Annotated in this window: 20 protein-coding genes and 1 tRNA gene; 18 read left to right on the top strand and 3 right to left on the bottom strand. The window is 63.2% G+C overall.

Going from position 1 to position 20186, the window contains the following annotated elements; all coding sequences use genetic code 11:
• Positions 1–103 precede the first annotated feature (103 nt).
• The 10 genes from atpB (at position 104) to murA (ending at position 8821) form a co-directional block, all read left to right on the top strand.
• Positions 104–916 carry a F0F1 ATP synthase subunit A gene (gene atpB / locus ACSBQT_RS01030; RefSeq protein ID WP_235355140.1) on the top strand — a complete coding sequence of 271 codons (813 nt, stop codon included), beginning with the start codon at positions 104–106 and terminating at the stop codon, positions 914–916.
• Between the two features lie 81 nt (positions 917–997).
• Positions 998–1222 carry a F0F1 ATP synthase subunit C gene (atpE, locus tag ACSBQT_RS01025; RefSeq protein WP_025776917.1) on the top strand — a complete coding sequence of 75 codons (225 nt, stop codon included), beginning with the start codon at positions 998–1000 and terminating at the stop codon, positions 1220–1222.
• 19 nt (positions 1223–1241) lie between these two features.
• Positions 1242–1793, top strand: a complete 552-nt coding sequence (locus tag ACSBQT_RS01020; protein ID WP_039210678.1) for a F0F1 ATP synthase subunit B — start codon at positions 1242–1244, stop codon at positions 1791–1793.
• Positions 1793–2599 carry a F0F1 ATP synthase subunit delta gene (locus ACSBQT_RS01015; protein WP_420095677.1) on the top strand — a complete coding sequence of 269 codons (807 nt, stop codon included), beginning with the start codon at positions 1793–1795 and terminating at the stop codon, positions 2597–2599. The genes ACSBQT_RS01020 and ACSBQT_RS01015 overlap by 1 nt, the downstream gene beginning before the upstream one ends.
• 81 nt (positions 2600–2680) lie before the next feature.
• Positions 2681–4315, top strand: a complete 1635-nt coding sequence (atpA, locus tag ACSBQT_RS01010) for a F0F1 ATP synthase subunit alpha (RefSeq protein ID WP_435000618.1) — start codon at positions 2681–2683, stop codon at positions 4313–4315.
• 31 nt (positions 4316–4346) lie between these two features.
• Complete coding sequence (locus ACSBQT_RS01005) at positions 4347–5279, top strand: F0F1 ATP synthase subunit gamma (RefSeq protein ID WP_410710142.1); 933 nt, start codon at positions 4347–4349, stop codon at positions 5277–5279.
• Between the two features lie 26 nt (positions 5280–5305).
• The gene (atpD, locus tag ACSBQT_RS01000; protein ID WP_264801512.1) at positions 5306–6754 is read left to right on the top strand and encodes a F0F1 ATP synthase subunit beta; all 1449 of its coding nucleotides are present in this window, start codon (positions 5306–5308) and stop codon (positions 6752–6754) included.
• Between the two features lie 3 nt (positions 6755–6757).
• A complete protein-coding gene (locus ACSBQT_RS00995) occupies positions 6758–7018 on the top strand; it encodes a F0F1 ATP synthase subunit epsilon (protein ID WP_101545515.1) in 261 nt (86 codons plus the stop codon).
• Between the two features lie 22 nt (positions 7019–7040).
• Entirely contained in the window at positions 7041–7508 is a 468-nt protein-coding gene (locus ACSBQT_RS00990) for a DUF2550 domain-containing protein (protein ID WP_025776910.1), read from the top strand.
• Complete coding sequence (murA, locus tag ACSBQT_RS00985) at positions 7508–8821, top strand: UDP-N-acetylglucosamine 1-carboxyvinyltransferase (protein WP_435000616.1); 1314 nt, start codon at positions 7508–7510, stop codon at positions 8819–8821. Before ACSBQT_RS00990 ends, murA begins: the two co-directional genes overlap by 1 nt.
• Before the next feature lie 631 nt (positions 8822–9452).
• On the opposite strand, the gene ACSBQT_RS00980 is transcribed toward murA, so the two are convergent.
• The 3 genes from ACSBQT_RS00980 to ACSBQT_RS00970 all read right to left on the bottom strand — a co-directional run bounded on the left by ACSBQT_RS00980 (position 9453) and on the right by ACSBQT_RS00970 (position 12858).
• Complete coding sequence (locus ACSBQT_RS00980) at positions 9453–9785, bottom strand: hypothetical protein (RefSeq protein ID WP_435000615.1); 333 nt, start codon at positions 9783–9785, stop codon at positions 9453–9455.
• A 253-nt stretch (positions 9786–10038) separates the two neighbouring features.
• Entirely contained in the window at positions 10039–10734 is a 696-nt protein-coding gene (nucS, locus tag ACSBQT_RS00975; protein ID WP_435000614.1) for an endonuclease NucS, read from the bottom strand.
• A 501-nt stretch (positions 10735–11235) separates the two neighbouring features.
• A complete protein-coding gene (locus ACSBQT_RS00970; RefSeq protein WP_435000613.1) occupies positions 11236–12858 on the bottom strand; it encodes a cell division protein in 1623 nt (540 codons plus the stop codon).
• Positions 12859–13091: 233 nt separating this feature from the next.
• On the opposite strand from ACSBQT_RS00970, the gene ACSBQT_RS00965 reads away from it, so the two are divergent.
• The 8 genes from ACSBQT_RS00965 (at position 13092) to ACSBQT_RS00930 (ending at position 20182) form a co-directional block, all read left to right on the top strand.
• The gene (locus ACSBQT_RS00965) at positions 13092–14282 is read left to right on the top strand and encodes an acetyl-CoA C-acetyltransferase (RefSeq protein ID WP_181270447.1); all 1191 of its coding nucleotides are present in this window, start codon (positions 13092–13094) and stop codon (positions 14280–14282) included.
• A gap of 87 nt (positions 14283–14369) precedes the next feature.
• Complete coding sequence (locus ACSBQT_RS00960) at positions 14370–14684, top strand: thiamine-binding protein (RefSeq protein ID WP_181270448.1); 315 nt, start codon at positions 14370–14372, stop codon at positions 14682–14684.
• 88 nt (positions 14685–14772) lie between these two features.
• Positions 14773–14979, top strand: coding sequence for a hypothetical protein (locus ACSBQT_RS00955; RefSeq protein WP_139466994.1), 207 nt, complete (start codon positions 14773–14775; stop codon positions 14977–14979).
• A gap of 119 nt (positions 14980–15098) precedes the next feature.
• Positions 15099–15172 (top strand) — tRNA-Arg (locus ACSBQT_RS00950).
• Between the two features lie 124 nt (positions 15173–15296).
• The gene (locus ACSBQT_RS00945; RefSeq protein ID WP_435000612.1) at positions 15297–16994 is read left to right on the top strand and encodes a dynamin family protein; all 1698 of its coding nucleotides are present in this window, start codon (positions 15297–15299) and stop codon (positions 16992–16994) included.
• Positions 16991–18571 (top strand): GTPase, encoded by a 1581-nt coding sequence (locus tag ACSBQT_RS00940; protein ID WP_410710137.1) that lies wholly within the window; start codon positions 16991–16993, stop codon positions 18569–18571. Before ACSBQT_RS00945 ends, ACSBQT_RS00940 begins: the two co-directional genes overlap by 4 nt.
• A gap of 190 nt (positions 18572–18761) precedes the next feature.
• The gene (locus ACSBQT_RS00935; RefSeq protein WP_435000611.1) at positions 18762–19355 is read left to right on the top strand and encodes a single-stranded DNA-binding protein; all 594 of its coding nucleotides are present in this window, start codon (positions 18762–18764) and stop codon (positions 19353–19355) included.
• A 101-nt stretch (positions 19356–19456) separates the two neighbouring features.
• The gene (locus tag ACSBQT_RS00930; RefSeq protein WP_435000610.1) at positions 19457–20182 is read left to right on the top strand and encodes a DUF6993 domain-containing protein; all 726 of its coding nucleotides are present in this window, start codon (positions 19457–19459) and stop codon (positions 20180–20182) included.
• The last annotated feature ends 4 nt before the right edge of the window (positions 20183–20186 follow it).

The raw sequence follows: 20186 nt of genomic DNA, 5'->3' as shown, positions 1-20186 counted from the left end.
GCGGATCTTCGCCCTTTGTCGCTCCTGAACCTCAAGCCTCGCCATCAGTGCGGGGCCAAGGCCAGGCCATCAGGGCCCTTGACCATGGGAGAGTAGTAAAAACGTGGGAACACTCAACGCCGCGAACACAACAGTCAGTGCTGCAGAAGGCGGCTTCCACGCACCGTCGATGGCTGAGTTCTTTCCAGCCTCGTTCCTCTTTGAGGGCACACCGTTCGAAATGAACCGCGTGATGCTCATCCGCATCATCGCCACCGTCGCAGTCGTCGTTCTGCTGGCCGTCTGGGCCAAGCGCATGAAGCTCATTCCGTCCCGCTTCCAGTCGAGCATGGAGCTCGCCATGGAATTCGTGACCGTCGGCATCGCCGAGGACACGATGGGCAAGGAGAAGGCCAAGAAGTTCATGCCGCTCATCGTTGCGATCTTCTTCGGAATCCTCTTCTGGAACGTCACCAAGCTCATTCCGTTCCTCAACATGCCGGGCACCGGCGTCATCGGCATGCCGATCGTGCTGACCCTCGTGGTCTATGTGACCTACCACTGGGCCGGCATCGCAGAGAAGGGCCTCGGCCGCTACCTCAAGGATTCGCTCATCCTGCCCGGCGTCCCGCCGGCGATGCACATCCTGCTCATCCCGATCGAGTTCATCACGAAGTTCGTCACCCAGCCGTTCACTCTGGCGATCCGACTCTTCGCGAACATGATGGTCGGCCACCTCCTGCTCGTCCTCTGCTTCTCCGCCACGAGCTTCTTCCTCTTCGACGCCGCCAACGGATTCCAGTTCTTCGGCATCGTCACTTTCGCCGGCGGCATGTTCGTCTTCATCCTGGAGATGCTCATCGTCGTGCTGCAGGCCTACATCTTCGCTCTTCTGTCCTGTGTGTACATCAATGCCGCGATCTCGGACGAACACTGAGATCGCACCCCTAGATCCGTAACTCACGAGTTGCACGGTCGGGCCAACCACCCGACTTCATTATGAAAGGAAAAGCATCCTATGGATATGCTCGCCGAAGTCTCAGGTAGCGTTTCGACGATCGGTTACGGCCTCGCCGCAATCGGCCCCGGTGTCGGTGTCGGCATCGTCATCGGCAAGACCATCGAAGGAACCGCTCGTCAGCCCGAAATGGCCGGCGCCCTGCGCGGAAACATGTTCCTCGGTATCGCTCTGATCGAGGCCCTGGCCCTCATCGGTATCGCCACCCCGTTCTTCCTGCCCTGATCTCGAAGAGGACTGAAAGATGACTCCGGTAAACATCGTCGCCTCCGCGGAGAACCCGCTTCTCCCGGCGCTGTACGACATCGTCTGGAGTGCCGTCTGTCTGCTGATCGTCTTCCTGGTTGTCTGGAAGTACGTCCTTCCCGCCTTCAACAAGACCCTTGACGAGCGTGCTGAGCGCATTCAGGGTGGAATTGAGAAGGCCGAGAAGGTGCAGGCCGAAGCCGATCAGGCTCTGGCCGAGTATCAGAAGCAGCTCGCCGACGGTCGTGCCGAAGCTGCACGACTGCGCGCCGAGGCTCAGGAAGAAGGCGCCCAGATCATCGCCGACATGAAGGCCCAGGCTCATTCCGAGGCTGATCGCATCATCGCTCAGGCACAGACTCAGATCGACGCAGAACGTCAGTCCGCCATGGTGCAGCTGCGTTCCGAGGTCGGCACTCTTGCCACGGACCTGGCATCGCGGATCGTCGGTGAGTCACTCACCGATGACCAGCGTTCGGCCAATGTGGTTGATCGCTTCATCTCCGATCTCGAGTCCAACTCGTCCGCGCAGCCGGTCAAGGGGGCGTGATGCTCCAGTCGAGCAGATTGTCCCTGCAGGCCGTCCTCGAGACCGCGAATTCCGAGATCTCCGGGGGAGACCCCCGACAGATCGGTGAGGAGACTCTGGCACTCGTCGGCGTCCTCGCCGAGAATGTCGGACTGCGCAAGGCTCTGGCAGACTCCTCCGAGTCGGCCGAGAGGAAGCAGCAGCTGCTGCGGACTCTGTTCTCGACTCGGATCACGGATGCGGTTCTGCGTATCAGCGACAAGGCCGTCGGCCATCGTTGGGCGCGGACCCAGGACCTCGTCACCAGTCTCGAAGTCGCCGGTGTGACAGCGATCGCCGCTGCTGCACAAGCGGACGGGAAGCTGGGGCAGGTCGAAGAGGAGATCTTCCGCTTCGCGCGTCTGCTTGAATCCAACCACGAGCTGTCCCGCGCGCTCGATTCGCAGGCCACCGATGAGAGCAAGCGCGCTCTCGTCTCCGACCTGCTCACCGGCAAGGCACAGCCAGACACCATCAAGCTGGTCGAACAGGCAGCTCTGCACCCGCGCGGACTCCGCGTGGCGAAGGCGCTCGACCAGTACAGCGATATCCTCGCCGCCCGCCAGCAGCGGTCGGTTGCGGACGTCACCGTCGCCCGACCTCTGAGCGAGTCGCAGACCGAAAGGCTGCAGGCGGCATTGTCGGCCAGCTATGGTCGCGAACTCGTCCTCAATGTCCAGGTCGACCCCGATGTTCTCGGGGGAGTCCGGGTGCAGGTCGGCGACGAGATGATGAACTCGACCGTGGCCGATCGACTGGCCGATGTGCAGCGCAAGCTCGCAGGTTGACACTAGTGGCCGGCTTCTCCGGCATCGGCGGCCCACCGGTCGTCGGACGCAAGATTTGAGTAAAGGAAGCAGGGAAACCAGATGGCGGAACTGACAATTCGCCCGGAAGAGATCCGGGACGCTCTCGGGAAGTTCGTTGATTCGTACAACCCGGAGAGCTCGGAAAAGACCGAGGTCGGCAAGGTCGTCACCGCTGGTGACGGTATCGCTCACGTTTCGGGCCTGCCCGGCACCATGGCCAACGAACTCCTGCGGTTCGAAGACGGCACACTGGGCCTGGCACAGAACCTCGACGAACGAGAGATCGGCGTCGTCATCCTCGGTGAGTTCTCCGGAATCGCCGAAGAGCAGAACGTGTACCGCACCGGCGAGGTCCTCTCGATTCCGGTCGGCGACGGCTACCTCGGCCGTGTCGTCGATCCGCTGGGCCGTCCCGTCGACGGACTCGGCGACATCGAGACCGTCGGCCGCCGTGAGCTCGAGCTCCAGGCCGCCGGCGTCATGGACCGCCAGGAAGTGCGTGAGCCGCTCCAGACCGGCTACAAGAGCATCGACGCGATGATCCCCGTCGGCCGTGGTCAGCGTCAGCTGGTCATCGGTGACCGCAAGACCGGTAAGACCGCTCTGGCGATCGACACGATCATCAACCAGAAGGCCAACTGGGAGACCGGAGACCCGAAGAAGCAGGTCCGCTGCATCTACGTGGCCGTCGGCCAGAAGGGCTCGACCATCGCCGGCGTCCGCCGTTCGCTGGAAGAGGCCGGTGCGCTCGAGTACACGACCATCGTGTCCTCTCCCGCGTCTGACCCGGCAGGCTTCAAGTACCTGGCTCCCTACTCCGGTTCCGCTATCGGTCAGCACTGGATGTACGACGGCAAGCACGTCCTCATCGTGTTCGACGACCTGTCGAAGCAGGCTGAGGCCTACCGTGCCGTGTCCCTGCTGCTGCGTCGTCCGCCGGGCCGTGAAGCCTACCCCGGCGACGTCTTCTACCTGCACTCGCGTCTGCTGGAACGCTGCGCGAAGCTCTCCGATGAGCTCGGCGGCGGTTCGATGACCGGTCTGCCGATCATCGAGACGAAGGCCAACGACGTCGGTGCGTTCATTCCGACCAACGTCATCTCGATCACCGACGGTCAGATCTTCCTGCAGTCCGATCTGTTCAACGCCGGCCAGCGTCCCGCTGTCGACGTCGGTGTGTCCGTGTCTCGAGTCGGTGGTGCCGCTCAGACGAAGGCTCTCAAGGGAGTCTCGGGCACGCTGAAGATCTCGCTGGCTCAGTACCGTTCGCTCGAGGCGTTCGCGATGTTCGCATCCGACCTCGACGATGCGACCAAGCGCGATCTGGCCCGCGGTGCGCGACTGACCGAGCTGCTCAAGCAGGGTCAGTACGCCCCGATGCCGTTCGAGAAGCAGACCGTGTCGATCTTCGCCGGAACCAACGGCTACCTCGACGAGGTCCCTGTCGACGACGTGCTCCGCTTCGAGTCCGAACTGCACGATCACATCGAGCGCAAGACCGGTATCTTCACGACCATCCGTGAGACGCTGAAGCTCGACGACGACACGACCGAAGAGCTGAAGAGCGTCCTGGCCGAGTTCACCAAGAACTTCGCCAGCTCGGACCAGAGCGGTTCGAAGGCCGGCAGCGAAGACACCGCAGCCGCGACCTCCGACGAGGTCGAGCAGGAGCAGATCGTTCGGCAGAAGCGTTGAACCTGTTCCGTAACGGCGAAAGGAAGAACTGATGGGAGCCCAGCAGAGGGTCTTCAAACAGAAGATCCGCTCGACTCAGTCCTTGAGGAAGATCTTCAAGGCGATGGAGCTCATCGCTGCTTCGCGGATCCAGAAGGCCATTGCCCGCTCGCAGGCCGCAAGCCCGTACGCGAACGCCCTGACCCGGGCCGTGTCGGCAGTGGCCAGCGAGTCGAACGTGGACCACGTTCTCACCACGGAGTCGGACAACGTCAAGCATGCTGCCGTCCTCGTGATCGGGCCCGACCGCGGATTCGCCGGTGCCTATTCGGCGAACCTGCTGCGCGAAGCCGAGGAACTCATTCGGCTGCTGCGCAACGAGGGCAAGAGCGTCGACCTGTTCACGATCGGCAGCAAGGCCAAGAACTACTACACCTTCCGCGATCGCAAGATCGAGAAGTCCTGGACAGGCATCTCCGAGAACCCGCTGGCCGAACACGCACGTGAGATCGGCGAGGCGCTGTTGGAGAACTTCGACCCGGAGTCGGCTGACTCAGGGATCGACGAGATCTACATCGTCTTCACCCGTTTCGTCTCCAGCGTCACGCATGACCCGGAATACCGGCGACTGCTTCCGCTGGAGGTCGTCGACGCCGAAGAGGCAGCGACCGGCGGACAGGCTGGGGAATCGTCCGATGCACCCGCGTTCCCGCTCTATGAGTTCGAACCGAGTGCGGAGGCTGTGCTCGACGCACTGTTGCCGCGATACATCGATTCGCGCATTCTGTCGGCGCTGCTCAGCGCAGCAGCATCCGAGCAGGCCTCGCGACAGGCGGCGATGAAGACAGCCACGGACAACGCGGATGATCTCATCAAGACCTACACCCGGTTGGCCAACACGGCTCGCCAGGCGGAAATCACCCAGGAACTCACCGAGATCGTCGGTGGGGCGGATGCCCTCGCGGCATCGGCAGCCGGCGACTGACCGGCGAGAGCAGAGAGAAAGAGACCATGACTGCCACAGCAACGGAAACCTCTCCGGCACAGGGCACTGCCCTCGGCCGGATTTCCCGAGTCATCGGCCCGGTTGTCGACATCGAGTTCCCGCTCGACTCCGTGCCCGAGATCTACAACGCACTGACCGCGTCGGTGGAACTGTCCGAAGGAACCCGGAAGCTGACCTTCGAGGTCGCACTTCACCTGGGCAACGGACTGGTCCGCGCAGTGTCGCTGCAGCCGACCGACGGACTCGTCCGCGGACAGGAAGTCGTCGACACCGGCGCACCGATCTCCGTTCCCGTCGGAGACGTGACCAAGCACCACGTGTGGAACACCACCGGTGACTGCCTCAACCTCGCCGACGGTGAGGAGCTGGAGATCTCCGAGCGGTGGCCCATCCACCGTCCGGCCCCGGCCTTCGACGAGCTCGAGTCCAAGACCGAGATCCTCGAAGTCGGCATCAAGAGCATCGACCTCCTGACCCCATATGTCCAGGGTGGAAAGATCGGTCTGTTCGGCGGCGCCGGCGTCGGCAAGACCGTGCTCATCCAGGAGATGATCTTCCGTATCGCGCACAACCACTCGGGCACTTCGGTGTTCGCCGGTGTGGGCGAGCGTACCCGTGAGGGCAACGACCTCATCATGGAAATGGATGAGGCAGGAGTCTTCAAGGACACCGCGCTGGTGTTCGGCCAGATGGACGAGCCGCCAGGCACCCGTCTGCGCGTGGCGCTGTCGGCGCTGACCATGGCGGAGTACTTCCGCGATGTGCAGAACCAGGACGTGCTGCTGTTCATCGACAACATCTTCCGCTTCACCCAGGCCGGCTCCGAGGTCTCGACCCTGCTGGGTCGCATGCCCTCGGCCGTGGGCTACCAGCCCAACCTGGCTGACGAGATGGGTCTGCTGCAGGAGCGCATCACCTCGACGCGTGGTCACTCGATCACGTCGATGCAGGCGATCTACGTTCCCGCCGATGACTACACCGACCCGGCTCCTGCGACGACATTCGCCCACCTCGACGCGACCACGGAGCTCAGCCGTGACATCGCTTCGCGCGGTCTGTACCCGGCGATCGACCCGCTCGCATCGTCCTCGCGCATCCTCGATCCGCTGATCGTCGGTGACGAGCACTACCGCGTGGCCAACGAGGTCAAGGCGATTCTGCAGAAGAACAAGGAACTGCAGGACATCATCGCCATCCTCGGTGTCGATGAACTCGGTGAAGAGGACAAGCTCGTCGTTCACCGTGCGCGTCGTATCGAGCAGTTCCTCTCGCAGAACACCTACACCGCTGAGAAGTTCACTCAGGTTCCCGGTTCGACCGTGCCGCTGGCCGACACGATCGAAGGCTTCTCGAAGATCTGCTCGGGCGAAGTCGACCACATCCCGGAGCAGGCATTCTTCAACGTCGGCGGCCTTGACGACGTTATGCGCAACTACGAAGAGATGCAGAAGTAAGCCATGGCGACGCTCGAAGTGAATGTCGTGGCTGCTGATCGCGAGGTATGGGTCGGTGAGGCCAAGCGCGTCATCGCCCGTACCCTCGACGGCGAGATCGGCATCCTGCCGGGCCACGAGCCCGTGCTGGGTGTCGTCGCCGACGGCGAAGCACGAATTCTCACCCCGGGAGAGGACACCATCAGGGTCAAAGCCGATGGTGGATTCCTCTCCGTGGAGAACAACCGTGTGATCATTGCCGCTGATCAGGCCGAACTTCTCTGATCCGCAGGTTACACTGGCAACCGTGAACCCTTCTGTCCTGCTGATCGTTCTGCTCTCGTTGGTAGGACTTGCGCTTGCTCTGATCGTGGTCGTCACGATCCGACGCAGGTCGATCTCGAAGCTCTCGGGTGCCTTTGACTGTTCCATCAACGTGGGCGAGGAGTATTCTTCTCGCCCACGTTGGCGTTTGGGCGTGGCCGTGTTCTCGGTCACTTCCCTGGACTGGTATCCGGTCTTCGCACTGACGCGGCGCGCCGCGTTCCGATTGCCGCGCGCGGATCTCGACATCCTCGTCCGGCGCAAGCCCACCTCCGGTGAGCAGTATTCGGTTCTGCCCGAAGCGGTCGTCGTCGACTGTTCGTACGGCAAGGCGGACGGTCGTCCACGTTCCGTGTCTCTGGCAATGGACACCGAATCCCTGTCCACGATGGCTTCGTGGCTCGAATCATCACCTCCTGGCTTCAATCCGACGATGGGACGTTTCACTTAATGGATGTCTTCCGCTTGACCGGGCCCGCACAGTTGGCGGGAACCATCGACGTCAGAGGCGCCAAGAACAGCGTCCTCAAACTCATGGCGGCGAGTCTCCTCGCCGTGGGACGCACGACCATCACCAACGTCCCGGCCATCCTCGACGTGCGGATCATGGTCGAACTGCTCGTCCGCCTCGGCTGCGAGGTCGACTATGACGCCGAAGACGGCGTCGTGAGCATCGACGTCCCCGCCGAAGTCGGCATCCAAGCCGACTACGAGCTCGTCCGCGCAATGCGGGCTTCGATCTCCGTCCTCGGCCCGCTGACCGCACGGATGCGAGCCGCACATGTGGCTCTTCCCGGCGGTGACGCCATCGGGTCCCGGGGACTCGACATGCATCAGGCCGGTCTCGAGGCCCTGGGCGCTGTCGTCCACCTCGACCACGGCTATTTCGTCGCCGAGGCGCCGACGGGTCTGCGCGGTACCGAGATCGTCCTCGAATTCCCTTCCGTCGGGGCCACCGAAAATCTCGTCATGGCGGCGACTCTCGCCCACGGCACGACGACCATCGCCAACGCTGCGCGCGAACCCGAGATCGTCGACATCTGTACGATGCTCGTCGAGATGGGGGCGCAGATCGAGGGGATCGGCACCTCTGACCTCACCATCACCGGTGTCGAATCGCTGCAGCCGGTCACCCACCGCACGGTCGGAGACCGCATCGTCGCCGGAACCTTCGCCTTCGGCGCCGCATTGAGCGCGGGCGATGTGACCGTGCGCGGAGTCGGGCTCGACATCATGCCCAATATCGGGATGAAGCTTCGGGATTCGGGTGCCACGGTGGAAGACCTCGGTGAGATCATCCTCGGTGATGGAACGCAGGGTAAGGGGTTCCGCGTCATCGGCGCTCCGCGTCCTCATGCCATCCGCGTGGCCACCATGCCGTTCCCGGGGTTCCCGACCGATCTGCAGCCGTTCGTCATCGCATTGAACTCGGTGTCCGACGGAATCGGTCTGCTGTCTGAGAATCTGTTCGAAGCGCGCTGGCGCTTCGTGCAGGAGATCGCCCGCCTCGGTGCGAAGGTCCGCATCGACGGCAATCATGCACTCGTCACCGGCAGCGAGAGTCTTTCCGGAGCCGAGGTCGAAGCCTCCGACATCCGTGCGGGAGCCGGCTTGGTCATGGCTGCTCTCCGGGCCGGGGGAGTGACCGAGGTATCGGGAATCGATCACATCGAACGAGGCTACGAGAATTTCGTCGACAATCTTCGCGCCCTCGGTGTCGACATCGAACGCGTCGAGAAGCGCGACGTCCTCACCTTCGACTAGTTCTCTTTCGACAGACTCTGCGGACCCTGGCTGTCAGGACTTGCCCCGTTCGTGCAAGTCCGCACTCGGTTTTCGGTAGTCTCCGCGCTCGTTCAAGCCGGCCCCCGTCTGTCCGAGGTTCGCTCTCTCGTTCAAGTCCGCCCTCCTCTGTCGATAGGTAGACGGCGCGGAAAACGCGCTTCGCCTTGAACGGCGACTGAGACCGACCGCCGTTCGTGGGGCTGCGCGGTGGTTCCGCGGACCTGCAGAGCGGCCGATCCTGGGTACGATGCGGTCTGAGCGGACGAGTCGGGAGTTATCCACAGCTCGACTTCTCATCCTGGTACTCCCGCGTCTCGTCACCCATGCTTGAAGGCATGTATGGATGTCTGTCGACTGCCGCACTGCTCGCGGCCGGGTGGGACTGTCATCGGATCAAAGCCGCCGAAGGATGCTGTCTGCGACGATTGGAACGAGGGCGATATGTTGTCACCGCAGAATGCTCTGATCCGACGCACAGTTTCGTCAATGCGATAGCGGCGGCTCCCACAACCACATTGCCGACAGAGTCGAGCGGGATGGCGTCTTCGCCGAATCGGTGAGTCCGCGCAGTGGAGTTCGTCTGGCGAAGATGCTCGTGCGGCGACGCGGTTCAGATGGTGCAGGGCACGAGTTCGTCGATGGGATCGCGGTGACGACGGTCCTGCAGACGCTGGTCGACATTGCTCGGGATTGTCCACTCGCGTTCTCTGTCGCGGTGCTCGACGCAGCGGTGCGCAGCTCGGTCGTGACCATCGACGAGATGCGTTCCTTCAGCGAAGCGCATCCTGTTCGCACAGGCGCACGGAGGATCGTCAAGGTATTGGAGAATGTCGATGCACGCCGCGAGAGCGTCGCTGAGTCGGTCTGCGCGGTGCGGTTCGTCGAACACTCGATTCCGGGATTCGAGCCGCAGGTCGACATTCGCGATAGAGACGGCAAGCACTTGGGCCGTACCGATTTCGCCAATAGGCGGGCCAAGGTCATCGCAGAGTTCGATGGTGCAGGAAAGTACCACCTCGACGGAGCGGATCCGCAAGTGACTTTCGAACGTGAACGGCGCTGTGGGGCCGCGCGGAGTGGCTATGGACGCTGCACGATCGGAGCGACACGGCTCGGCTTGATCGGCGAGGTGGGAAGGGACGGCCGGCTTTCCCGCAGGTTGACCGTGGGCTTATCCGCCGGCCGACCGTGGGTGATCAGAAGAGGCGGGTCTCGGGGTCGTCCATTCCGCGGAGGGCATCGTAGTCGAGAACGACGCAGCGGATGCCCCGGTCCTCAGCGAGAGTGCGTGCCTGCGGTTTGATCTCCTGAGCAGCGAAGACTCCGTTGACTGGGCTCAGCAGTGGATCGCGATTCATCAGCTCGAGATAGCGGGTGAGCTGTTCGACACCGTCGATATCGCCGCGGCGCTTGATCTCCACCGCCACAGACTTCTGTCCGTCGTCACGAGCCAAGATGTCCACCGGACCGATCGCGGTCATGTACTCGCGGCGCACCAGACTGTAGCCCTCGCCGAGGGTCTCGATATGTTCGGCGAGCAGTTCCTGCAGATGCGCTTCGACCCCGTCCTTGACCAGCCCGGGATCGACCCCGAACTCATAGGAGTCGTCAGCGAGGACCTCGGCGATGGAGATGACGAGACGGTCACCGGTCTTCGTCTGGGAAACCTCCCACAGCGCCGTCAGGCCGGCCTCGGCCTGCTCGGCGTCGGGCTCGATATGCCGAACCGTACACGGGGGAGTCATCCAGTTCAGCGGCTTATAGGAACCGCCGTCGGAATGGATGAGCACCGAGCCGTCGGACTTGAGCATGATGAGGCGGGTGGCCATCGGAAGGTGGGCGGTCAGACGACCGGCATAATCAACGGAGCATTGGGCAATGACTAGACGCACGCGCTTCAGCCTACGTGAGACAATGACTCAATGCCACGATCTTCATCCTCGCGTCGCAAGAACAAATGGCAGCAGTCTCCCCGCGATCTGTCCGACTCTGTGGCAGGCATGAGGACAAGCCGTTCACTGCCGGACGGAACCTGGTCCGTGCAGACCGTGAAGGGGAACGACTCCGGAAAGGTCTATGTGTGCCCTGGCTGCGGCCGCGATGTCAGTGCCGCCTCGAGCCATGTCGTTGCGTGGCGTCAGGATGCTCGCCACGGAATCGAGATCGGGGTCGAAAGCAGGCGGCACTGGCACCAGCACTGCTTCGACCGCTTCCGGTGAGGTCAGATGATCTCCGGGCTGTCGTCAACAGGGCTGGAGTCGACTGAGACCTCAGTCAGCCAACGTGCCTCACAATGACGATGGGACCCGCATCAGCGGGTCCCATCGTCATCATCGATTCGGTCGGTCTCAGATCAATCGGTCCGGACCCGGTCGGTCTCGACTGAATCGATCTCAGCGCAGCGAGTTGCGCGAGCGCGAGGTCTTCGAGTTGTTGTCCTTCGAGCCGGAGACCTGAGCGTTGATCGAGATCGTGTCCTCATCGGTGGCGCCGTTGGGCAGATCTTCGCCTGCCGTGTCCGTCTCATCAGCGGCAGAGTCAGCGTTCGACTCCGCAGCGTTCTTCGAAGCAGGAGTCGACTTCGAGCTTTCGGCCGACTCGTCGGAAGCCTTCGCAGGGCCGCTGCCCTCGGCTCCGGCACCATCGTTCTTCGCAGGACCGGTCGACTTCGAACCCCCGCCCGAGGCGGATCCGGACTTCGAGGTTTCGGCGTCGTGCGATGCTGCGTCATCGGTCGACTTCGCGGAGTCGTCGGTCTTGGGCGCATCCGACGAGTCATCGTCGGCCAGCAGGTCTTCGAGCTCCTGACCGTCGGCGATCTGCTCGGTGGCGTGAGACGCCGATTCGGCCTTCGCCGGATCCACTGAGTCGCCGCCCATGACCCCGGGCATAGCGAACAGCGAACGGAGCTGGTCGAGCTGAGCAGTGATCGTCTTGCGCTGCTTCGTGAGCAGATCGACCTGCGACTGTGCGGAGGCGACATTGCGTTTGGCCTCTGCCGCGGATTCCTCAATGGTCGCCTCGGCGGTGGCGCGAGCTTCCGCAATGAGCGTCTGTGCGCGGGACTTTCCGTCGGCGATGATCTCGTCGGCCTTCTTCACTGCGTCGGTGCGAGTCTGCTCCGCACGCTCGGCAGCTTCCTTGGCCTCGGTGTCGGCCTTCGCTGCGCGTGCCTGAGCCTCTTCGACGAGCTTCTTGTTCTCGACCTGAGCCTCTTCGTAGCGCTTCTTGCGTTCGGTCTCGGCTTCCTTGCGCTTGTTCGCGAGCTCGACGTCGAAGTCGTTTCCGGCCTTCTTCGATGCCTCGTCGCGAGCCTTCGCGGACTTGAGCAGCTCATCGGCCTGTGCCTGAGCAGCCGCCACCGTCTCCTCCGCCTCGGTCTTGGCCTCGGCACGCAGATCCGCAGCTTCCTTCTCAGCGGTCGCCCGCAGTTCGGAGAGCTCGAGATCGAGGCTCTCGCGAGCCTCCTTCGCGGAAGCGGCATTCGCTTCCTTGGCCTGGTTGGTCTCGCGTTCGGTGGTTGCGCTGAGCTCGGCTGCGCGCTTCTCAGCGGCCTTGATCGTCTCTTCGGCGCGCAGTTCGGCCGAGGAGATGATCGCATCGGCTTCCGAGCGAGCATTGGACAGTGTGTCGTTGCTCTCGGTGTGCATCCGAGCGCGAGCGGATGCCGCTTCGGCGCGAGCCTTGTTCCGGATCGTCTCAGCATCGGAATTGGCCTGAGCAAGGGTCTCGCGGGCCTGCGACTCGGCGATCTTGAGCAGATGGTCGATGCGGCTTCCGGGAGGCCCTGCCGCCTCTGCGTTGTCGTTGGCTGCCTTCTTCAGCTGTGCTTTGGCTTCGGAGAGCTCACCGGCGATCTGCAGCTTCGCCCGATCTGCATTGATGACCTGACTGCGCGCATCGGCCAGGGCCTTGCGAACCGACTCGACCTCGGTGCGCAGCTGCTGCAGTCGCGAATCGACTTCACTCTTCTCGTAGCCGCGCATCGCTGTGCGGAATTCTTCGGTGGGCGTCACTGAAGCGAACTCCTGTCATCTTGGAAAGGGGGTGTTCTTAGGCTGTCCTCGTCCTACTCTAACGGAGACTCCATGAGTGTTGGGTGCGAATGCGAGAGTGCGGACAGAGCCTTCGGGAACGTCCGTGCGGACCCCGTGATGCAGGCCACATGGGCCTCGACTAGGCTGGTGGATGTCGAAATGCATACGTGTTGCGGACACGCGTCCGCAGCGCGGATATACGAGGAGGAAATATGGCTGATGCAGTGATCGTCGCCGGAGCGCGCACACCGTTCGGGCGACTGCAGGGAGAGCTGTCGAAACTCAGTGCCGTCGAGCTCGGCGCCGAAGCCATCGCCGGGGCACTCGATCGTGCCGGCATTCAGGGCTCCGACGTCGACTACGTGATCATGGGCCAGGTTCTGCAGGCCGGCAACAGTCAGGGCCCCGGTCGACAGGCGGCAGTCAAAGCCGGCATTCCGATGTCCGTTCCGGCTGTGTCGGTCAACAAGCTGTGCCTGTCGGGAATCAACACGATCACCCAAGCGGCTCAGCTGATCCGAGCCGGCGAGTACGACGTCGTCGTGGCGGGCGGGCAGGAATCGATGAGCCAGGCCCCGCACATGCTGATGAAATCGCGTTCGGGGTACAAGTACGGTGATGTCGTCGCCAAGGACCATATGGACTACGACGGACTCTGGGACGCATTCACCGATCAGGCCATGGGCGGACTGACCGAAGAGGCCAATGCCGGTGACCGCGAGTTCTCGCGCGCTGAGCAGGATGAGTTCTCCGCTCGTTCGCACCAGCGCGCGGCGGCGGCACAGAAGGCCGGTGCCTTCGAGAACGAGATCGTGCCAGTGACCATCAGCTCGCGTAAGGGCGCTGTCACCATCTCCGCAGACGAGGGTGTGCGTCCTGACACGACGGCCGAGTCCCTGTCCAAGCTGCGGCCGTCCTTCCAGAAGGACGGAACGATCACCGCGGGCAACGCTTCACAGATCTCCGACGGAGCCTGCGCTGTCGTCGTCATGTCGCGTGAGAAGGCCGAAGAGCTCGGCGCTCCGATCCTCGCCGAGATCCGTTCGCATGCCTGGACCGCCGGTCCGGACTCGACTCTCCAGCACCAGCCCTCACAGGCGATCAAGGTCGCTGCCGAACGCGAAGGCGTCGCAGCCGATTCCTTCGACCTCTATGAGATCAACGAAGCCTTCGCCGCCGTCGGCCTGGCCAGCGCCAAGGACCTCGGCATCGACGAGGACAAGGTCAACGTCAACGGCGGCGCCGTCGCACTGGGCCACCCGATCGGTGCCTCGGGAGCCCGGGTCGTCCTCACCCTTGCCCTCGAACTCCAGCGCCGAGGCGGCGGCACGGGTATCGCCGCACTCTGCGGAGGCGGCGGGCAGGGTGACTCGCTCATCGTGACAGTGCCCGCTCAGGCCTGAGCCGAGTCGTTCGACCGCAATCCAGACAGATGAACCGGTGGGGAGCCGATCGGCTCCCCACCGGACCGGACAGAAGGGACCACCATCATGCTCGCAGCTTTCTCAGTCGCTCCCAGTGGGGGAGAAGGGGCCGACGCCTCGGTCCACGATGCCGTGGCAGCGGCTGTCGAGATCGTTCGCAATTCCGGTCTGCCGCACCGGACGGACTCGATGTTCACGACCATCGAAGGCGAATGGGACGAGGTCTTCGCGGTCATCAAAGAGGCCACCGAGGCTGTCGGCCAGTTCGGCACTCGGGTATCACTGGTGGTCAAGGCCGATATCCGTCCCGGCTACACCGGCGAGATCGACGGCAAACTCGAACGCCTGGAGAAGGCGATCGACGCTCGAAGCGAAGCCTGAGACGAATTCTTCTGAAATTCTCAGTGACGTGAGTCTCATCTGGCGTTAGTCTTTCTCCATCGGATGCATCGATCGAAGGAGATGGACAATGAATGGTGCAAAGCTCTTCTCTGTTGCCACGGCACTCACGCTTGTCGCGTTGCTGGGCTTCATGCTCGCAGGATTCTTCCCGATCATCGTCGACTTCGCATTCGGGATCGAGGCCGTGGCAGTCATTCTTGCGATGACGGGAGTGGTGGCCGTGTCATTCGTGACGGTGAGGAAGTCGATGGAGAACGCAGCCCGTCACTACTGAGATGTTCCTGCCGAGCTTTCACGGCAGCGTCGGCCCCGGTTCGAGGCGACGGACGAGACAGTCCGCACCGAACCGGGGCCGCTTTCTGTTCTCATCCGGGCATCGGTTACGATATTTGAGCCTCCGTAGCTCAGTCGGATAGAGCAACCGCCTTCTAAGCGGTAGGTCGCGGGTTCGAGCCCCGCCGGGGGCGCTTCTCACGCCCGCATCCGTTGAACGGGCGGATCCGTCTGATCCCTGCAGTCGCTGAGCAATTCCGCGCCGATACGGCGTGGCAGTTGGTGCCGAGCTGGGAAAACATAGAGAGTGGAGGCGTGATGACTGAGAGCAAGAGCGCCGTGACGCCGCCGGTCGGCCAAGCGTTGAACGATATCGTCAAACGCGTTTCGGAGACGCGCTTCACCCTGCGCAGCGAAGACTTCGCCGACGCTCGCGCAGCACACTCGGCACTGACTGCGGAACTCAACGACTACGTGCTGCCGCGGATCAACCGTTCGCGGACTCCGTTCCTCATCGCAGTGGGAGGATCGACAGGTGCCGGCAAATCGACACTGGTCAACTCCCTCGTAGGGCGCAGTGTCAGTCCTGCCGGCGTGCGTCGACCGACGACCGGCAACCCGGTCGTCATCTTCAACCCCGCCGATGCCAAGTTCTTCGAATCAGAGCATTACCTGCCTGACCTGCCGCGCAGCTCCGACGCTCAGTCGGCAATGCCCGGAGTCGTGCTCATCGCTGATGAGAACATCGAAGCGGGCACGGCCATCCTCGACTGTCCGGATATCGACTCCATCTCGGAGACGAACCGCGCGCTCTCGCGCAGGGTGCTGCTCAGCGCCGACCTGTGGCTCTTCGTGACGACGGCGAACCGGTATGCCGATGCCGCACCATGGGCCCTGTTGAAGACGGCGGCTGCGCGAAGCACTTCAGTGGCCATCGTTCTCGATCGAGTTCCACCTGAAGCCAACCGCGAAGTCAGGCATCACCTGTCGAGTCTGCTCGCTGATGCAGGACTGGCGAACTCACCGATCTTCTCCGTCGCCGAGCTCGAGCTGGAAGACGGTCTGCTGCCTCATGCGGCGATCTATCCGATTCGCTCCTGGACCACTCAGGTCGGCACGGAGGGCACCTCAGTCGAACGTATCCGCAATCGCACTCTGACGGGTGCGATCGTTGCCCTGCCCGCACAGGTCAGAGAGCTCGCCGACTTCGCCGAAACTCAGGAACAGGCCCACATCGCCCTGGTCGGCTCAGTCGAGAAGAGCTTCCGATCGGCTCAATCCGGACTTGCCGAAGTCTTCTCCGACGGACGGGTCCTGCACGGAGAGGTCAATGCCCGCTGGCAGGACTTCGTGGGCACAGGCCAACTCTTCCGCGGACTGGAGCCGACGATGGCTCGAATGCGCGATCGCATCTCCGCAGCGGTGACCGGCAAACACGACGCGGCCACTCCACTGCATGTCGCCATCCTGCGCAGCGCGGCCGTGTCCCTGCGCGAACAGGCCATCGACGTGGTCGATGAAGTCAATGCCGAGTGGCGAAACACCGCTGCAGGTGCGGCCCTCATCGAAGATCAGCCTGAACTGCGCACGGTGGGCGCGGGGCTCGAGGACTCAGTGAAATCGGCGGTGAGCACGTGGTCGGACGAAGTCAACGCGCTCGTGCGCGATATCGGTCAGGGCAAGAAGTCCAAGGCCCGAATCCTGTCCTTCGGCGTTGCAGGCGTCTGCGCCGTTGTCGAATACGCGGCCTTCTGGGATCCGCGGAGCGCCGGCGAAGGCGGACAGAGCACCCGACAAGGGGCAGGAGTCGCACCCAATCTCGCGGAGACGATCTTCGGAGCCGACGAGGCGGCCGGGCTCATCGCATCGATCCGACAGCGCTTCCTCGACGCGGCTGTGGGCATCGTGGCGGGCTGCCGTACTCCTTTCGACAACGCACTGAGACTATCCGCGGTACCGGCGCGGCAAGCGGGCGCCCTGCGCGCCTCCGGTGAACGACTTGAGGTGGCATTGTGAACAGTTCCGCACAGACCGAGATCCGGCGCCTCGCCGAAGGCATCTCACACGCCCTGTCGCTGAGTGATGACAAGCTCGGCGGAGAGGTTCGCACCGATGCTCAGAATCTGCTCGACCGCGCGGAAGACCGCCTGGGCCTGGGTGAGGACTTTACCGTCGTGGCGTTCGCCGGGTCGACAGGCTCCGGCAAATCCTCACTGTTCAACGCAGTGGCCGGTCTCGAGATCGCCCGAGTCGGTGTGCGCAGGCCGACGACTTCACGACCGACAGCATGCGTCTGGGGCGAGGGCGGCAACGATGTCCTCGACTGGCTGCATGTTCCCGAACGCAGCCGGACCTGGCGCGAGTCCGCGCTCGACGGCGACGATCAGAGACGCCTGCACGGTCTGATCCTGCTCGACCTGCCCGACCACGACTCCACGGCAGTCGAACACCGTGTCGAGTCGGATCGTCTGGTGGGACTCGTCGACGTCGTGTTCTGGGTCGTCGACCCACAGAAGTACGCCGACTTCTCGCTGCACTCCGAGTACCTGACCAAACTCGCCGAGAACAGCGCGAACATGGTCGTCGTCCTCAACCAGATCGACAAACTCAGTCCGGAAGAGCAGAAGGCCGCAACCGACCATCTGCGCCAGCTGCTCAACGAGGATGGGCTGAGCGAAACGAATGTGCGCATCTCCTCGGCCGTGACCCGTGAGGGCATCCCGGAGATCCGCAGCATCCTCGCCGACACCGTCGACTCGAACGATGCAGCGGCCGAGCGGCTGCTGGCCGATATGCAGGCGATGGCCAATCGGATTCGGAAGGAACTCGGAGAACCGGTCTCCTCGCCCGACGAGTTGGCCGGTGCATCCCGACTGGTCGAGACGATGTCCGAAGCCGCCGGTGTCGAAGCCGTGGCACAGACCGTGCACGATGATTACATCCGCCGTTCCTATCGAAAGACTGGCTACCCCATCCTCGCGTGGGCTCAGCGCAATGCGCCCGATCCGCTGGGTGCCAAGCACGGTCAGGACCGGGACGAGCTCGTCCGCGCTTCGGTGCCGGCGACGACGAAGGCACAGAGCTCCCACGTCCGGCTCATGGCCCACGAACTCATCGCAGAATCCGTGTCGACCATGCCGCAGGCATGGCAGAACGAGGCCGCGGAAGCAGAGAAGAAGAGCACCGACGAGCTGTCGGCGAATCTCGACTCGGCCGTCACGGCTGTGGATATCACTCGCCAGAGCCCGGGTTGGTGGTCGCTGGCACACACCTTGCAGATCATCTTCTTCGTCGCTTCGTTCGTCGGTCTCCTCGGCATCATCGTCTCCGCCCTCGTCGCCGTCATCGGTTCGGGTGCCCTGCCGACCTGGTGTTGGATCGTCAGCTTCGGGCTGTTCCTGATCGGCTGCATCGGTTCATTCGTGACTTCTCTGATGGCAAAGTCTGCGCGGGCCAAAGGCGCGAAGGAAGCGGCTTCCGAGGTCGACGGCAAGCTGCGGGACGCGGTCGGCCGCGTCGCCCAGAGCTCGTATCTCAACTCGGTGAAGAGCGTCATCGGAGAGCACCGACGGGCTTACGAGATGCTCGGCTGAGACGCAGACGCGCGTCTCCGACTCGAACACACTCCGTGGGCGACTCGCACAATGAAGCCCTGTGGACGGAGAACCTCTGTCCACAGGGCATTTCATGTTTTTGGACACTGGAGCGAAGGACCGGGCTGACTGGAGATCCATGCGGACGCAGACGACCGTATGGTTCCATCACACCGATTTGGAGACTCCGATGTCCGCAATCCCGATCACCGTCACCGGCACCATCGCCACCGAGCCGAGCGCACGTACGCTGCCGTCCGGGCGAGCCTGCGCCTCGTTCAGGCTGGCCGTCAACCATTGGAGAGTCGACAAGAACACCGGTGAGTTCGTCACCGACGGCACCTCGTGGTTCGGCGTCGACTGCTACGGCGACCTGGCGAGCAATTCCGCGATGTCGCTCAACACGGGCGCCGCGGTGATCGTGTCGGGCAGCTTGAGGAATCGAGAATGGGCCACCGAGGAGCGCAGCGGAATCTCGCCGACGGTGGTCGCGGAGCATATCGGCCCCGACTTGAGGTACGGAACCGCTCATTACAAGCGCGCTAAAGCAGCCGACCGCTCACAGTCGACGGCCGGAGAGTCGAACTCTGAGTCATCCGGATCGAACGATTCGGGTTGGAGCGCCTTGGGCCCAGCCGAAACGCCGCCGGAGTCCGAATCCGACGGTGACACCGATCATGGCGACATCGTCGATACCTCGAGCGGCGACGATGCCGATATCGACACCGGTGCCGAAGATGATCCGATCGCCCAGCAGACCGCAAAAGTCGCGGCGCCCTTCTGATCGCGTGAATTACTTGGCATCCTGTCGAATCGATGCGCCTCGTGGCCCAAGTCATCCGCTAGAGTGAGACTGTCAATCGTCCCCTCTCGTCGAGGTTGCAGATGCGTCTTGTTCCTGTGCTGAGTGCTGCGGCACTGACTCTGGCATTGTCGGGCTGCTCGCTTCTCGGCTTCGGTGCCGATGATTCGCAGCCGCAGCCGAAGCAGACCCAGGCTAAGCCCGTTGCCGAAGTCGACAAGGTGCTCAAGGCACTCAAACCGCTGACCGGTGACAAGGAATCGGTGCCGTCGACGAAGAAGTTCTTCTCCACGATGCTCGACGCCGGATATGAGCCCGAACAGCTCGAGGCGACGATCGACGAATCGCCACTCGGCAATGAAGTTCCTTCGAAGATGTTCGGAGTCAAGACCGACAAGGGGTGCGTCGTCGGCGAGATCCGGAAGGGCAAAGCCACCGCCGACCTCGTCCAGCCCACGGAATCGACGGGCTCCTGCCTGTTCGGCGAAGTCGAACGGCCGAAAGGTGTCAAAGCGCCGAAGGGCGAGAAGCGCGACGAAGACGGCGACTCGAACGGTGCCGGCCACCTGCCCGGCGAGGACATCAACGGCAAGGACGGTGAAACCGAGAGCCCCGCGCCGAGTGAAGACGAATCCTCGACGGCAAGCACCGGGGGAGCGGAAGGGACTGCGGGCTCCGAAGGCACCGACAGTCCCCAAGGAACCGACGGTTCGCAGGGCACCGACGGTTCCTCCGGTGAGAGCGGGTCCGAGGAGACCTCGAACGAGGGTGACACTTCGGGTGAAGCCCCGTCTCTCGGCGGAGGCTGAGCGC

The organism is Brevibacterium sp. H602 (assembly GCF_051172395.1).
Lineage (GTDB): Bacteria > Actinomycetota > Actinomycetes > Actinomycetales > Brevibacteriaceae > Brevibacterium.
This window is presented reverse-complemented; position numbering and strand designations above follow the sequence as displayed.